The sequence below is a fragment of the Thermoanaerobacter brockii subsp. finnii Ako-1 genome (genome assembly GCF_000175295.2).
GTDB lineage: Bacteria > Bacillota > Thermoanaerobacteria > Thermoanaerobacterales > Thermoanaerobacteraceae > Thermoanaerobacter > Thermoanaerobacter pseudethanolicus.
This window is the reverse complement of sequence record NC_014964.1, coordinates 968,151-985,437: the sequence shown is the minus strand read 5'-3', so window position 1 is coordinate 985,437 and position 17,287 is coordinate 968,151. Positions and strand designations below refer to the sequence as shown.

At 30.0% G+C, this 17,287-nt stretch carries 7 protein-coding genes; all 7 read right to left on the bottom strand.

Going from position 1 to position 17,287, the window contains the following annotated elements; translation table 11 throughout:
- Window positions 1–12 precede the first annotated feature (12 nt).
- The gene (gene pglZ / locus THEBR_RS04750; RefSeq protein WP_012269236.1) at window positions 13–1,935 is read right to left on the bottom strand and encodes a BREX-3 system phosphatase PglZ; all 1,923 of its coding nucleotides are present in this window, start codon (window positions 1,933–1,935) and stop codon (window positions 13–15) included.
- Between the two features lie 6 nt (window positions 1,936–1,941).
- Window positions 1,942–4,635, bottom strand: a complete 2,694-nt coding sequence (locus tag THEBR_RS04745; protein WP_244261806.1) for a DEAD/DEAH box helicase — start codon at window positions 4,633–4,635, stop codon at window positions 1,942–1,944.
- A complete protein-coding gene (locus THEBR_RS04740) occupies window positions 4,628–7,165 on the bottom strand; it encodes a DNA methyltransferase (RefSeq protein ID WP_012269234.1) in 2,538 nt (845 codons plus the stop codon). The genes THEBR_RS04745 and THEBR_RS04740 overlap by 8 nt, the downstream gene beginning before the upstream one ends.
- 15 nt (window positions 7,166–7,180) lie before the next feature.
- Window positions 7,181–10,864 carry a DUF6079 family protein gene (locus THEBR_RS04735; RefSeq protein ID WP_012269233.1) on the bottom strand — a complete coding sequence of 1,228 codons (3,684 nt, stop codon included), beginning with the start codon at window positions 10,862–10,864 and terminating at the stop codon, window positions 7,181–7,183.
- Window position 10,865: 1 nt separating this feature from the next.
- Window positions 10,866–11,342, bottom strand: coding sequence for a BREX-3 system P-loop-containing protein BrxF (brxF, locus tag THEBR_RS04730; protein WP_003868387.1), 477 nt, complete (start codon window positions 11,340–11,342; stop codon window positions 10,866–10,868).
- A gap of 162 nt (window positions 11,343–11,504) precedes the next feature.
- Window positions 11,505–14,762 (bottom strand): DEAD/DEAH box helicase, encoded by a 3,258-nt coding sequence (locus THEBR_RS04725; protein WP_012269232.1) that lies wholly within the window; start codon window positions 14,760–14,762, stop codon window positions 11,505–11,507.
- A gap of 346 nt (window positions 14,763–15,108) precedes the next feature.
- On the bottom strand, window positions 15,109–17,283 hold the full coding sequence (locus tag THEBR_RS04720; protein ID WP_012269231.1) for a TIGR03986 family type III CRISPR-associated RAMP protein: 2,175 nt from the start codon (window positions 17,281–17,283) through the stop codon (window positions 15,109–15,111).
- Between the last annotated feature and the right edge of the window lie 4 nt (window positions 17,284–17,287).

Below are 17,287 nucleotides of genomic sequence, written 5' to 3'. Positions count from 1 at the left end.
TTCTCCCTCTCCTTAAATATGACTTATGTGCACAAATGGAACTATAACTTCTTCAATTGAAATACCACCGTGACTTATCATCTGTTCTCCTTGAGCACCAAAAGCATTATTTTCTTTACATATTATAAAATTGTATTCCTTAGGAAGACCAAAACCAATCCATTTAAAAGATTTATCATCATATAAACTTCTCCCATAATCTATTCCACTCTCATATATCCTTACCCTTTCTCCAGCTTTTTCAACAAGAAGCCCTTCATTTAATTTCCCTTTGCCTATTGATGCAATATTTCCGTGATCTGAAGCTATAAAAATCTCATATCCTTTAGAAATCAATTTTTTTAAAAAATCCTCCATCCTACTCTTTTCAAGCCATAACTGTATGTTTTGATATAATCCTTCAATTGATAAAATCGCACTATGTATTAGTTCATCTATAATATTGACAACAATACCTACTATCTTCGCATTACGGTTATTTATTATATCATTTATTTCTCTTTTATTGAACTCCATAACATTTTTTATGTAAAAAACATCATCACCTTTATATCCTTGATTCATCCAAAACTTTTTCCATCGTTTTTCTTCGTAATTTGTAGAAAAAATCGTATCTTTAAAATATAAAGGTATATCACCAGAGAAAATTGCCTGCCTTGAAATGGATGTCAAAGTTGGGATCCATGCAAAAGACTTTTTCTCTTCAATATTCCACAGAGCATTTTTATTCAAATATCTTCTTATCAAATACCAATTATCTACCGACATACCATCGAAAACCAAAAGTGCTATCCTATCATATTTTTGTTTTTTCATAATATAATTCAAATACCATGGAATTTGATGAACCATTACAGGTCCATTTACATAAGAAATTGAAGTGAGATTGCTATAATTCAAAACAACCCATTCCATAAAACTGTTTTCAATCAACTTACTTATCTCATTAAATTCATTCTCATTTAAAGCAAGTTTTTTACTATAAAAAATGTTCAAAACCTCTGCCCATAAAGAAGACAAATTCATCCAATCCCTATACGACTTACTAAAACTCAACAACTCCTTTATTTTTTCTATCATTTTTCTATATTCTTTCAAATACCTTTCATTCTCATCATACAAAATTCCAACATACGTCCATTTGGGAAGCCTTTCAATATTTTCCACTTCTATAGGTTCAATATATTTTTCATAAAAAATATTATCAAGATATGCCCTAATGTCATAGTCACTAAAATCAATTTTGGCATTATGCGTCCCTTCTATTAAATCATTGATATAATTCTTCCATTGTACCCTTACAAATCTAAAAAATCTATCCTTTCCTGATAAAATTTCATTTAAAGGTACATCTTTCAAATTCTCTTTCTGCTTTAATTTATACTCCAAATAATCAGAAAGCACCTTAGGTAGTTCCATATTTTTGTAATACAGTCGTAAAAATGTCTTTACAAGCTCATTTAAATTATTTATGTGTTCTGGAATAATTCCAAAAACAGCCTTCATCACATAATCTTTTGTCCCATTTTCCCCCAACACATTTCCATCGTATAACTGATATGCCTCATAAATTTTCCCCAAAAAGTCCGTACCCAATTCTTTTAAAACAGCATAATCAAGTTTTGGGAAAATTTCTTTCAATGATATGGACACATGATGAAAAACTGTCTGTATATCATAAGGAATTTCATTTATTTCTTTACACTTAAGTATAAATTTCTTATTAGGTTCTACAAAAGAATCATAAAATTTTCTATAATTTAATTCATAATAAAACCTAAAACTATCCGGTTCCTGATAATTATATACCTCATATTCATCCTTATGCAGCATCTCTATAATACTTTCTTCATTTAAAATGTCATCTTTATCCTCCAGCAATATAAGATTAGAACCTTCTAAAGATAATTTATCTCTGATATAATCCTTAATCATAGAGACTCACTCCAAATACACAATGTACAAAGGCTTTAACATGGGCAATATATCCATAGACTTTTCAATTTCTTCTTTCCATCTTCTTTCCTCATTTTCTAATTCCACAAGTCTCCGACGCCTTACAGCCTCAAGCCCTATCCTTAAAATAGCTTCTTTTCTTAACTTAAAAGCGTATTCATATCGCTCTTTTTCCTTAAGTAAATTCTCAAAATAATTCTTCTTTATTTTCTCAAAATAATCATAAGCTATATTTTTTGCAGTATCATGTATAAAATCATACATTTTCTCATCAATTGATTTATACCCCTTGAAAATTACTTCTTTTTCATTCTTCAAAAAAATATCCCACATCAGATTTGCAGAAGCAATTCTTACTTTTTTATCCTTGTTTAAAAAAACGGGAAAGACATGTCTAAACTTCTCAGAATCTCCATTAATGCTAATTTCCCATAAAGACCAATATCCTTCTTCATTTGAAACATCTTTTAAATATAAAATCGGTATCTTGCTACTTTTTATATATACAGGCAAATTTTTTATCATATTTTTAATTTCTTCATTATTCAACGAAATCAAATTTTCATCCAACATATCAATAGAAATTTCTACCCCTTCAGCAGCCATTTTATTTATATACATATCCCTAATCCACTCATTAATCGGTAACCCACTAATTTTACTTACTACATTTAAATCAAGTTCCTTCTCTTCTCTCAACAATCCTTTTATCCTATTTATTTGCTCTGCCTTTTCCTTTATTTTATCTTCCATAATACTTACGTTATACTCTATATCTTCAGGCATCTCAATGCTTCTCATATAAAGCTCCGTAAAATCCATCTCTGACTGTACAGAGTCAAGTATATCACCCATCTTATCAACACCAAACTGCTCATAAATCACTCTTAATTTTTCTTCCAAAACTTCCCTCACTCTAAACTCAACCGTATCCTTCAGCATAAAATTTAAAACCAATACATCTCGTTCCTGCCCTATTCTATCAACCCTACCTATCCTCTGTTCTATTTTCATAGGATTCCATGGCAAGTCATAATTTATAACAATATTGCAAAATTGTAGATTTAAACCCTCTCCACCAGCATCAGTCGAAATCAAAACATCTTTGTAATTTTTAAACTCTTTCAATGAAGCATCTCTTTCTTCCATAGACATAGAACCATTTAATATAGCTACTTTATATCCTTTACTTTCAAGAAAATCCTTCAAATATTGCTGTGTAGCTAAAAATTCTGTAAAAACAATAAATTTTTGACTATTTTTATACTCCATTGAAAGCTGATCAATAAAATCTATAAGCACCTCTGCTTTTGCATCAATATATTGACTTTCAGCTTGCTTCGCCAATCTTAAAAGTTCCTCTAACTCATCTATTTCTTTTTTTATATCAAGAGATTTTATTTTTAGCAATTCATCTAATACCTTTTGTGCGTCATATTCAAAAAACATATCTTCTTCAATAGATTCTACTCCTACGACCTCATTTTTTAAAAACTCAAGCCTATTTTCTAAATTAACTTTTATAGCATGGGTACTGCTTGTGACTAACCTTTGCATAAGAACCATCAAAAACCCAATATAATATCTTTTTTCCTTTTTAGCTCTGTTATATCCCTCAGCTACATACTTCGTAACTTTCTCATAAAGTTCCCTTTGTAAACTATGCTTTATTTCCCATGATATATTCACCGTTTTCGTTATCCTTTTCTTAAAAAGCGGATTGCCATCTCTATCAACAGCTTCTCTTTTTTCCGTACGAATAATATATGGAGCAACTTGCTCTCTTACAATAGCTTTCTCATTAGGAAATGCTTCTTTATCAATAAGTCTCATAAGCCTCAAAAACGAATCTGTTTTCCCTTGATGAGGTGTTGCTGTCAATAATAAGAGATAAGGACTCGCTTTCGACAACTCAATTCCAAGTTTGTGCCTTGCTACATCGCTGCTCGAACCTGCCAAGCGGTGAGCTTCATCTACAACGATTATATCCCATCCAGCCATAACGAGGTTTTCCATTCTTTCTTTATTAAATTCTTTAATGCGCTCTTTCGTCCACCCCTGTCTCTTTTCAACAGGTTTTACTGAATCCAATGAAGTTATAACTTGTGGAAACTTATCCCATATATTTCCCTCTCCATAAATTCTCTTCAAAACTTCAAAATCCTGAGGAAGTATAATTTTAAAATCTTCATTAAACTTTAATTCTAACTCATCATGCCATTGAGTTATAAGCCCTTTAGGACTTATAATCAAAATTCTTTTCACAAGCCCTCTTGCTTTAAGCTCTTTTATGATAAGTCCTGCCTCAATTGTTTTTCCCAAACCAACTTCATCCGCCAAAAGATATCTTACTGTACTCTTTGACAGTGCCCTGTTTAGCGCATACATTTGATGCGGCAGTGGTATAATACTGCCGCCTATCGAAGACAAAAAACCCTGAGCCAGTTCATTTGAAATGCGCGAAGCTATGATTACATATTTGAAATAATTTAAGTCAAAGTCATTTTTCTTTTCTGTACTTACAAGCCTTTTATCTGACACAGTATAGGTCACCTTTTCAATCGGGTCATATATGCTGTAAGACACATAACCCCACAGCTCAAATACATCAATTATTTTCATTGCTCTTTTTTTATCAATATCAAAAACCCAATCTCCAACTTTGAACAAATCAACCACCTAACCTTGTCACTGCATTATCATAATACATGAGTAAAGTTTGGTCCTCTTGCAGCACATTTTCAGGTAGCTTTTCGCCTATTTTTACAATCGTTTCATAATCTTTGTTTTTCCAGCAATTTTTGAAACCAGCTCTTATAGCTTCTGTCCTAAAAACTTTAAGACGCCCCGTAACATTTTTATATTCCTCAAATTCTTTAAGTAATCTTTTTTCCCTCAGTTTTTCAAGGTCTGCCTGCTTATTTGCATCTGGCACATACCATCTGCCTGCCTCATCTTGCAAAAAGTTTTCCTGTAGTAAATCCAAAAGCTCTGGCAATTTTTCATATCTTAGCTGCTTTAACTCCTCTAAAAACATAGGCTGTATTTCCTGATATGTCATAGGTTTATTTAAAAGCTTATATTTCAACCACTGTATTGCTGTTTTTTCATCCTGTATTATAAAGGCAAGCTGCTCATTAAGTTCTAATTTGAGCCTTTTCGTATCATAAATAGCCGCCTGATCCGGTAAAAAGTACATTCCATCCCTCTCTATAAACCTCTTTTTCAACCCCTCATAAAACTCAGCAGCGCTCATTGGAATAGAAGCTCCTTTTTGTATATGAAATGCAATCATACTATCATAAAGTAAATATTCCTGTCTTTCTGGTATTATATCAAGTTTTCCATTTGTCTCTATAACAACAGGCAGTTTTTCTAAATGCTGTCTTATAAAATCCCATACTCCCTCTTCCGTTCCAGCTTCTTTCAAAAACCTTTTTATAAACCCTTCTTTAGGCTTGTAAGCTGATATTATAAGGTCTTGTTTTACAGCAGTTGTCGTAGTAACTTGCTTAAAACTTCCTTGCTTTTTATCTAAAGTTCTAACATTTGCTATGACAAATCCAGCTTTTAAAATTGCCTCCTGTATTGCATTCCATACAGCATTTTTGGAATTGTGAAATTCCACAGTCATCCATCTTCCCGGCTTTAATATCCTGTACATCTCTGAAAAAGCTTTCTCCATAAGCTCTTGATATTCATGAAGCCCTTTTCTCTGAACTTTATTTATAATAGCTTCTGTTTTATTGTTTGTAAATACTTTAAGCCATGCCTCCCATAAAAAATTAAGTTCACTGTACATGAGATTATCACCAAAAGGCGGGTCTGTGAAAATGTAGTCAATCGAATTATCACTAAACTGTTTTAATGAAACTGTTGATTGTGTTGTAATATAATTTACATTTTTAAAATTAGCAAGTATACCACGTATTAAGCCAATTTTATCTAATTTTCTCTTCAAAACATTTAATACATTTTTTTCTTCTACTAAAGATGGTATGTATAGAGTACCAGTTACACCACCGCCACCTCCTTTAAAAGATTGCTTTTTGTTAATATAATTTTGTACACTATTTATAATCCAATAAAATTTAGGCATAATTTTGTAATTATATAACGCACTCAAAACCCATAAATTCCTCTTAGTATAAAAATGATGTACATGTGTTATGCCAATTTTATCGTTCCTTCTCGATTCCTCCCCTTCAGGCATTCTATCTGTTGGATACCAATAGGGTATATCCATCTCTTCAATTTTCTGTATAAGTTCCAAATCAAATTTGTCAGGCTCTTTTTCATACCTCTGCTTACCTACTGTATAATTAATAAGAACAGGTACTTGTTTTGCCTGTTTTATTGTTTCACCAATAGCCTTATCATAAACAGTCCTCCACGCCCTCTCAAGACTTGTTTTGGTTAATTTTGCACCACAGTGAGGACATTTAAATTCATCCAGAACTTTTCCATCCTCTTTGTCTACCGCAGCATCCCAAAAAACTATTTCATTGCTGCAGTTAGGACATATAAACACATCTGACCACACAGTATAATTTATTTTTCCTTTTATAACATTACCTTCCACATCCCGTTGTGGTACACCTTCTACAGTATGTATGGTTTTATACATCCACCCACATTCTTTTTCTACTTCCTTCAGTATTCTCTCTGCCTCTTTTTTAAATTCTTCTACATCAACAGGAGTATTGTAATTGTAAGCTATAAAAGTAGCAGCAGGAGATAAATCCCCAAGAATGGCTCTTCTTGCTCCCCATTCTACCTTTTTACCCTCTTTTTTAAACTCATTTTCCACTTTAGCCTTAAACTCAGGGTCAGGGTTGCCACACATCTGTGCAGCAACCCCTGTCATACCAGTTCCACAAAACCCATCAAACACGATATCTCCCGGTTTTGTATAATGAAGTATATATCTCATGATCGCTTTGTGAGGCACCTTTGTGTGATACGAATGGGCATTGTATATAGGATCATTTTTCCCTTCAGATACATCTGCCGTATAGGGTTCACAATTGTAATCATCCTTTTCTTCAACATAAGGTTTCCCGTATTTTTCAATGAATTCACTTATAAAAGGATTTGGGCATGCAGTATAATAAGGCGGATCAGAAAGTTCTATTATATCTTCATCTTTCCCAATAGGAAATCCCTCTATATCTCTTACTTTATCAAGCATTTCTTTTGTTAATTTCACCAGTCATTCCCCCGTTTATTTTATAATAATTCTTACTTTGTCCTTATCTTTGCCTTTTATAAGAAAATCGACATTTTCTAAAAATCTCTTTTTAAACTCATCTACTGTTACAGGTCCATCATAGGTTATCGCAGAAATAAACTCATTTATTTCAATCTCTACTTTTTCAAGACCAGCAATTAAGTCTTTTACTGCTGATACAAACAGATTATCCACTTTCTCCGGCAATTCTTTTTTATTCAAAAAGTCACGTATAACTTTTTGTTGGTCTTTATTCAAAATTTCCATTCTTTCTTGAATCATTGGATCTTCAATATTATCTAATAAAATTTTAGTCCATTCCTTATACAAATTTTCTATTTTGTCTTCAATTTCATCCAATTTTCCAAACACAGGAACTTCGCCACTTTTTATACTGTATCCACAATTAGGACATAGCACTTCTGTTTTTATATTTTCTTTTCCAAAATTATAACAGGTTTTTAATGAAGCCAATACCTTTTCAATCTCATCAAATTTGTTAACAGGAAATATTCCTACATCTTTAAGCTTCTTAAGATTATTAAACAGATCACTTGCCATTATTTTCTTTTTACGCTCATCTCCATTATAATCAAGCCTGTGTTTCTTATGATACTCAAGGTACAAATCAATGTACTCTATTTTCAATTCTTCTAATTCCCTTGTCAGCCTTTTTATATCTTCACTTTCTTTATTATCAATTTCCTTTGTAAATCTTTCTACTTCATTTTTCATTGCATTTATATTCTGCTTTAATTCAATTTCTTCGGGTAATTGCTGTTCGGCAGAGGACAAGTATTTGACAAGCTCTTCTACTTCATTTTTAAAATCAATTATTTTTTCTATCTTCTTTACTGTCTCCAGTGTCTTGAATTTTTCCTTTAACTCCTCTTCAGCATACTTAAAGTTTCTTAATTTCCCAGGGGTATTAAAGGCTTTTAAACTGTCAAGAAAATCTCTAAAATTATTGAGCAAATCTTTATAATTTTTTATTTCAAACTCATCAAATACAGGTTTGCTCCATATAGTTTTATTTGAAACAACAAATTGATTAACAGTTACAACTTTTTTAGCCAGTTCTTCACTCCTTGAAACCATTTGCCTTATAGCTTCTTCTGGTTTGCTAAGACTTGCATTTACTAACCCTGATGGCAAGCCTAACAAAGTAAATAGAGTTTTTAATTCTCTGACAGGTATATCTCTGGGCCTCTCAAAACTATCAAAATCTACAAGCTCCCCGACATTCATATTAGCAAGAGAATCAATTGTAGTTGCATCATAAACTTTATTTTTTATCCTCAAGATTATATCTCCGCTGTACACAAGTGCACAGAGCAAAAGGACCACCCACTGCACTTCTAATTTGAATCTTTTATCAATATCCTCACCGTTTACATTCTCTATAATATCTTCTCTATTTAAAACTTTCCCTGGTGGAAGTTTATATAATTCATTTAAAAAATAATTAGCATATTTTGAATTTTCGGGTACAATATCATCCCCTAAAATTAAATCAAAAGACTGCAATACTTTCTTGCCTGTTTCTGTCTTCTTGCCAGCTAAATAATTCATTGCACTTTTAAAAACTTCGTTTAAATTTGCCTCTGTGATTTTTGTGTAAAATGTAGGATATTCACTGTATTTTTCACTGAAATACAATGATAAGCAAGAAGAAGCCGCCTCATCAATATAACTTTTAATAGTATCATAATTAGCTGTTTTTCCTTTAAGCCAATAGATTATACTTTGTGTTTCTCCTTTATAAGAAACATTAAAACATTTTGACACATTATCTCTTATCCATTTAGTAATATCCTTTTGAAAACCATTAGCTTTATCTTCATAAATTTTTTTCTGGTCACTGGAGGATAATTCACTTAATTCCATAGCGGCAGCGTATTTTTTAATTTTCTCTATTATTTCTTCATCTGCATTAATAAATTCAAAAAACACTTCATCTTCTTTTCCATTTAAAATATATTTTTTATTATAATTAGCTTCAACAAAAGGAGGCAAAAAGTAAATATAAAAATCTCTTGGAGGCTGAGCTGTACTCCTTTCATCGGGATATCCCATGAAAAGATAGCCATATCTTTTAACATTTTTCTCATTCCAAATAAGACTGTATTCCCATATTCTCATATTTTTTTGTTTTAAAGTAGCATTCCAATCAAGAACCTTTATAAGCAAATCAAAATAGTATCTGTTAAAAGTATCATCTGATAATAATTCTGCCTTTTCCTGGATTTTTGCATCATAATTTATACCTTCTCTTACCATGTCAAGATAATACTGCTGATTGTCTGGATTGTATGAAATATATTGCCAGCTCAATGTTTTCATTATTTCCTTCATTATTGTTTCTATAGTCGTTATTAAAAAGTCCTCTTCTATCTCTGGCATTTTTATATATAAACACAAATCATCTTTAATATTTTCAACTGTTATACCAACAGATGTATGTATATCTCCTGTAGTAAACCTATGAACACTTAATGCATGTACAATTCTTAATGCAGCATCTTTATATTGAGGTCTTGTAAAGGAATGTTCAATTAAATCTTCTACAACAACGCTTTTATCAACTACTCTCTTTATATCTGGCTCTGCCCTTAATGAAGGATTGTCTCTTAAAAACTTCCAATAAGAATCATAAGAAATAATTCCAGGCTCATCTTCAGGTACATCTTTGTCTAACAGTTCTCTCATAAGATGTGATATTGTTTTTAAAACTTCTCTTTTCTCTACAATAAACATTTTTTCAAATACTTCTATAAACATAGGATGTATAGGATATAATTCCACAAATTCTTCGATTCTGCTGGAAATACTTTTATACAACGGACTGAATTTCTCTAAATGGCTCCTTATCCATGCTTTTTGTCTGTCATTCTTTTTTAATAATCTTTGAGATACTACGTAGGAAATATCTTCCCTTTTAATTATTAACTGTTCAAATCTGTCCTTCATCTTTAATACAGTTTGTGCAACAGCATTAAATGCCGGATTATCAAACAGGGTCTCCTGTACTCCCGTCATAAATCTCAATCTTGTAGACTTTGTTATTTCTCCTATTTCTCTTAAAAAAGTTAAATCGCGAATCAATTCCTGTTCTTTCCTTGCTTTTAGAAAATCTAACAATTCATCAACCACTATGAGATAGCCTTTGTCCGGAAATTTGTCTTCAAATTTACTCATCATTTCCATAAAAGCTTCTTTGTTATTTGTAACCTTATCAATCGGTGGAAAATAAAACTCTATCCCATATCTGGCAAGGTCTTTTTCTATCTCTTTCGTAATTATATTTCTTAAAGGTGTATTTACAGCCCCAATATCAAATCTTAAAACTTTAAATTTCCCTGCAATCTTTCCCATCTCTTTTTTTAGCTCTTCATGTGAAATATAATCTAACATTTCCTTATTTTCTGCTACTGCTGAAATTACAGACATTAAATGGGATTTACCAGTGCCATAATTGCCAACTATAAATATACCCTTATTGTCAATTGTTTCATCAAACTGTAATTGGGGTATACAAATATTAATAATACTATCTGCCATCCCTTCTGATACTACAAAGGATTTGACAAGTCTTTTTGCCTCATCGATCTTGTCTGCATCCTTAAGTTTTATAACAGTTTCAATCGGTTCATACTGAATAAGCTCACCATACCTCATCCTACCTTCCTCCTTCTATACTTATAACAATAACATCCAAATCATTCTTTTTATATTTTCTATGCTCTGAATGCCCTATTTCAGCATATGTCAATATACCATTTACATAAATACCTCCCCATGAAGCAATTATTTTTCTGTATCTGCTTATATTTTTAAGCAATTTTAAAGGGTCTATCTTTAAATGATTAGAAAATAAAATCTCTATGTTATCTAATATTGTAACATCTGTTTTACTTTGAAACAAAATTTCTTCCATAAAATCATCTACATAGTAGCAACGTTCTTCAAAAGGTATATTAATTAATTTTTCTGACAGCTTCAAATTTAAGTTTATGTAATCATAGTTATAATCAGAAGAAATTTTCTTGAGAATTTGCGTTTTTCCACTCCCAATTGGTCCTACTAATAAAATTAACTTGTAATATTTATACGGTAGCAAAATAAAAGCATCCTGTATATCTTTATAAATGGACATATTACCCTTTCCCCCTTTGGACATATATATTTATTTCGATAAAAGTTTACAAATTCCTGCAAGTCAAGAAAAACATAAGAGTTTGCAGTCTTTGTGGCAAACTCTTATGAAGTGGATACTTTAATTTAAATATATTAAGAAAGAAAAATATAAATTTTAACTTTATGACTCTTTTAATTTTAGGAGTCGAGATACTTCATCATCTCTTCCTAAAAAGTAATTTTCAATTACATTCCATCTTTCTTCATCAGATAAATCGCTACTCATAAATCCTATCAGCACTTCTTGGCTTCTTCTTCTTTTCCTTTCAATCTCAGTTAAAATTGAATTAGAGTAATTTTGGCTTGCAAAACGTCTTAATTTAACAGGGTCATTTATCCTTACAAATATCTCTGTATTTTTACCACCAATTACTTCATAACTAGCAAGTCCAAATAGCTCTAATAATACTGCCAAATATATTAAATCTGGTCTTTTACTGTTATTAGTAATTGCTATATAAGTAGAAAATGTATCTGAATTATCTTGCGGTTTGCATGAAGAAATTAATCTTGATAAATAATTTTTCAGCATTACATAGCTGGAATTCATTATTCTATAAACAATTTCATCTTGATTCATTTCTCTTCTTTGCTGAATAAATTTAAATTTATCAGCATTTTGATTAAATCCTATATTTTGAGAAATATCAGCAACAAACATATCAAGGACTATGCCAGGTATTTCATTATTTTTTATATTACCAAAATATTCTTTAAATTTTTCCTTGAATTTATTTTTAGTAAATACTTGCCTTTTTGATTTTAACTCAGAGAATAAGTTAACCAAATTCTCACTATATTTTTTTAGCTTTTCCCAAGCAATTTCAAAGTCTTCATGATAAGTTATTTTTAAATTTAATCTTGGTGACAATTTTTCGTCGCTATTGAATTTAAATAATTCACCTTCAAAAAATTTTTTCTTGAATTGTGCAAATGTTAAATAATTAAAATGCTTTTCCCATAATTCGGACATATTAATTTCGTAAATATGCCCAGTATTATAAATATAAGTATCTCCAAAATTAGAATTGAAAGAAGGGATTATCCGAACTGAATCATCTTCAATTAATCTTGCATATCTTCCATACTCTTTTAAAAATTCTTTTTCTATTGCAAAAGGGACATTCACAAAATTTTTTGTAAATAAACTTTTAGGCCTTACCACTAAAACCGGAAATCCATATTTGTTCTCAAAATCCTTTGATAATAATAACAATCCACTTTTAACCTTATTTTCTAGATCGTTCTCATCAAATAAATACGAAAATGCTTCTGGCGATATAAGTAAATTCCTACTTTTCTTCTCTTTGTATATATTATATAACTTTCTTATCATTTCTTTTAATTGATATTGTTTCATCCCAGACAATCCATAAAGCATTCTCACATATTTTAAATCATTTGAAGTAAAATCAGTTGCAGCAATTCCTTTTATTTCTTGATTCCGTGCTGCTCTCCCTATCTCTTGAACGTAGTCTGCGAGATTGCCTGTAGGTGCCAAATGATAAACTTTTTCGATATCTTTAATATCGACCCCCATGCCAAAAGCTTTTGTAGATATCATTACTGTATAATCACCATATTTAAATTTATATTGCGCTTCTGATTTCTCATATTTATCAAAAGAACCATAATATTTCCCTACACGCTTTTTGTATTTTTCGTTGAGACTGTTAAATACATCTTCAACTTGTGTTGTATATGGACAATAAACTATACATTTAATGTTATTATCAATGCATTTTATAATATTTTCTTTTGTTTTCTCAATTTTGAAATTTTCCAAACTTCCAGTTATAGATTTTGTATCAATTTTATTAATTTCAAAATGTATATTATTTCTCTTTACATTTCCTAAATAAATTTTGGGATTTCGCAAACTAAGACTTACTATAGTATCATTAACAGTATCCTCGGTACCCATATAAACTGCTGTAGCTGTTAAGCAGAGTACAGGAAAATTAAATTTATCATGATTCAATTTTCTTAACTTCTCAATATATTCACCAAGATACCAATAATCCGCACGGAAATCTCTGCCCCAAGTAGTAACAAGATGAGCCTCATCAATAACTAAAAGTCCTATCCTACGCTCCCCTATAAGACTTTCTATTGAGTTTGCTAAAAATAATTCTGGTGACAGATATACAATTGAATATTCTCCTTCTTTGATTTTCTTTAATCTTCTTTCTTTCTCGTCAAACGGTATATCTGAATTTACAAAGGTCACATTTTCAAGACCTAAGTCAGTAAGTTGAGTTACTTGATCTACCATTAATGCAATTAATGGAGTTATAACAATTGTTACCGCTTTGTATTTCTCAGAAAGATAAATAGCCGGAATTTGAAATAAAAGCGATTTGCCTGAGCCAGTTGGAGAAGTTATAAATATATCACTATATCCATTTGACCCACTTATTGCAATCTCACATTGACTTATAATGTCACTTATAATATGCCCTTGTGATATCTCTACTAATTCATTTGAAATATCCGGATTTTTATAAAATAGCAAATTCCTAAACGAACTACCTTTTTCCCAATATTTATGTAAAATATTAGTATATTTGTCACCGTCTTCTTTTGTTAATTCTTTAAATCTTTCATTTCGGCAAATACGGAATTGGGTTTTTGTAAGTGTTAAAAGATTTACAAAAGGCATAATAGCTTTTTCGTCAATTTTGCCATCAATAATTATTTGTATATTTCCTATTGGTATTCCTCTTTGTAAATAATTTTTTAAGCAAAATATATACGGATCTCTAGCTGTAATTTTATAGCTACTCATAAATTTTTCATTAACATTTAAATCAGCTTCGGTCTCATAAAAAGAAATTGATTTTATGTCTTCGTCTTCATGCCTATTAATATAAGCTAGCCCTACTTGACCTTCTGGGTAAAACTCTACACTACTATAATAATTTGTATACACCAAAATATCATCAGTAATATCTGAACTTTCATTATTAAAATAGCTACTTAATTTTGATATTATGTCATTTTCTATATCCAAAGGATAATATTTATCAAAAAGATTATTTTCTAGTATTATAATGGTTCCTTTATATTGAGTTTTAATATCGTTTATCATATTTGACAAGGCAATAAATTCTTCATAAAAACCCCAAAGAAAATTAGATTCTTTAGTCAAAAATTTAATTAAAAGATTGTTTTTATCAGCTTCTAATTGCCTTACATCTATATAGCCTTCTTCATTTAACCATTTATTACTTCCTAAAGCTTCATATCCATTCATTCTCAGTAATTTATAATATAATGCTGGAAATCCTTTTAGAAAAACTATAGTTTTATTATTTTCTCTTTTCAATTTATCAAGAACTGAACATAACTTTTCAAAAACAATATTAGTTATATCCATAATTGCACCCTCTCAATATTTAAAATATAAAAATGGATACCATACTAAATCAATTATATTTTTTATACAAAACTAATCAATCTTTTCAAATTTACCCTTAATTAGCTGATATTTATTCAAACTAATTACTTCAAAGTTTGAAATTTTACTGCCTACATTTATAAAATAGCCTGCTTCCTGAACTTTTGGTATATTTTGAGTAAATTCAAATTCTGCAGGAAATTTGATATCCCTTCGAAATTCATTGTAAAAAACATGAGTTTACTTTTTCATGGCAGATTCATAAGTATAGCCTTTTTTTATATAAGAATTAATAAAAACTTTTTTTCCAGACTTTGTGTAATATTTATTGTATCATCTTTTCCGGTTTTGGTAAAACAGGTCTGTCTCTGTATTCATTACACACATCTTTATTTGAATCAGAACAAATACAGTCATAATCTATATCTTTATGTGGACATTCTATCATTAAATATCTTGTTTTCTTAAGCCAATCAGTAATCTCAGTATTATTCCAGTTTAGCATTATTTTTAACTGTTTCAGCCTTGGAGTTTCCCAAAGGGAACTTGCATTGCCTTTATCATTATAAGAAATGTTTCTTAAAATATATTTTTCAAATACTTCTTTAAAGTCATTTATTTCACCTGTTTTATCTTCATCTCCTAAGTTCCATGTATCATTATTAAATAATGATGTATATCTCTTTTTTCTATCTACTATAAACAAACTCGGTTTTATTTCTATACTTCCCAAACCCAATGGTTTACCCATACCGATCTTATGATAATGGTTTTCTGGTAAATCCAATACAAATAGTAATGCACCTAATTCTTCCTTTGTAAGATTTTCAAATCGTATACGAGATTTGAATTTGATATTTCTCTTGATAGGTTTTATAATAGTGTATTGTGCTTTAGTTTTTTCCCATAACAAATATTCTTTTAATTCTTTTTTTTCTTCAATAGTTAACTTTTCGTATAAACAATTTATAATTATCTTTTTGTTATCTTTTACTATATTTTTAGAATTTAAAATAACCGATTTATCAAGGCTAATATTAGCCTTTTTTAAAAACTTTATAAAATCATCATAATTTATTTCTATTTTGGATGCTTTCCAAGAATATTTACTGTCACCATCTGGTGTATTCCTATGCCAGTAAAGTTTGTAACCTCTAATAAGTGTATCTTCATTGTCCCAATGTTTTATATCCGTTAATTTAGTATTTTCTCCATCAGGCTGCTCTAAGTAAAGCTGAAAAGCTGTAGGTTTTGGTGATGCAAGAATCTTAGGCGAGGCCTCTTCCACAAATATATCACCTTGACCTTTATCTAAAACAGCATCTTCAAAAAATACTCTACTTGCCCATTTACTCTCTTTCCCAAATATTGCTTCAGCAAAATCTGTTATATCATCTGACTTCAAGTTTTCAGGTACATGATCACCTATAGTTAATTCATATGGTAATCTAAAGAATCCTGTATGACCAAATGCTATTTTTTTATTTCCTTTTTTATCGTTATACTCAACATAAAATACAGGAACTCCATTAGGTAATTCTACTATTTTATTTGGCAACGTGACTTTTTTATCTTTAGCCATTTTTAAAATATCATAGTATTCTGGTATATTTCTATTTATATCGCTTTTATAATCTTTTATGTCATTTTCGGTTAATTCTATAAAATCACCTGAATTACTGATAGATTTCATAATCCAATTTTTTCTTTTTTTCTGCATTCGCCCAGACCAAACTTTATAATCATTATTATATTTTTCTATCATAAATTCTTTAGACGTATCTTGAAATCTATCATATTCAGACGGAATAATCTTATATTTTCTTTGGTCATATATAAGATAGCCAGCTTTTATTCTGTCTTTACTAATTTTAGAAGAATATATATCTTTTAGATTAGACTTCTTACCAGCAACGTCTCTATAATATAACCTTTTATCTTTATCAAAAAATTCGAATTTCCCAAAAGAAACTATCTCTACTAAATTTCTAACCATTCCTCTCAAAGAACTTCCAGGAATTATTGGTAGCCCATTTTTTATAGAAAAAAAATCACTTTCTTCTTTATCTCGTCTTATATATATAGGCGTTTTTGTAGTAAGGAAAAGATCTATATATCCTGAATATCTATCTTTATGATATTTATTAAACTCTGGAATATCTTGTGCTTTTACTACGCATTCATTTAATGGAATAAAATTATAAGGAGCTTTAGCAAAAAGCTTAATTTGACTATTGTGTTTAGGCTCGTTTTTTATTTTTTGTTGAGCAGTCTGCTTATTTTCTTGTATATTACTTTGAGTAGTTGTTTTAGTATATTCTATTCCATCAATTATAATTTTTGAGGGTAATCCATTTATTCTTTCAACTTCACATTCTTTTCCATTAATATCTTGCGGCAAATTAAATCCATGCACTTTTAAAGGTTTTCCATCATCAAAAGTTAATATATAATCATACCCTTTTTTAGTTTTCTGTATACTTATTTTAGCTTTTTCCATAATA

What these genes read in the sequence shown, in the direction of transcription:
- THEBR_RS04725 (WP_012269232.1), bottom strand. Translation starts at nt 14,762, where the DNA reads ATGGATATAACTAATATTGTTTTTGAAAAGTTATGTTCAGTTCTTGAT.
- pglZ (WP_012269236.1), bottom strand. Translation starts at nt 1,935, where the DNA reads ATGATTAAGGATTATATCAGAGATAAATTATCTTTAGAAGGTTCTAAT.
- THEBR_RS04720 (WP_012269231.1), bottom strand. Translation starts at nt 17,283, where the DNA reads ATGGAAAAAGCTAAAATAAGTATACAGAAAACTAAAAAAGGGTATGAT.
- THEBR_RS04735 (WP_012269233.1), bottom strand. Translation starts at nt 10,864, where the DNA reads ATGAGGTATGGTGAGCTTATTCAGTATGAACCGATTGAAACTGTTATA.
- brxF (WP_003868387.1), bottom strand. Translation starts at nt 11,342, where the DNA reads ATGTCCATTTATAAAGATATACAGGATGCTTTTATTTTGCTACCGTAT.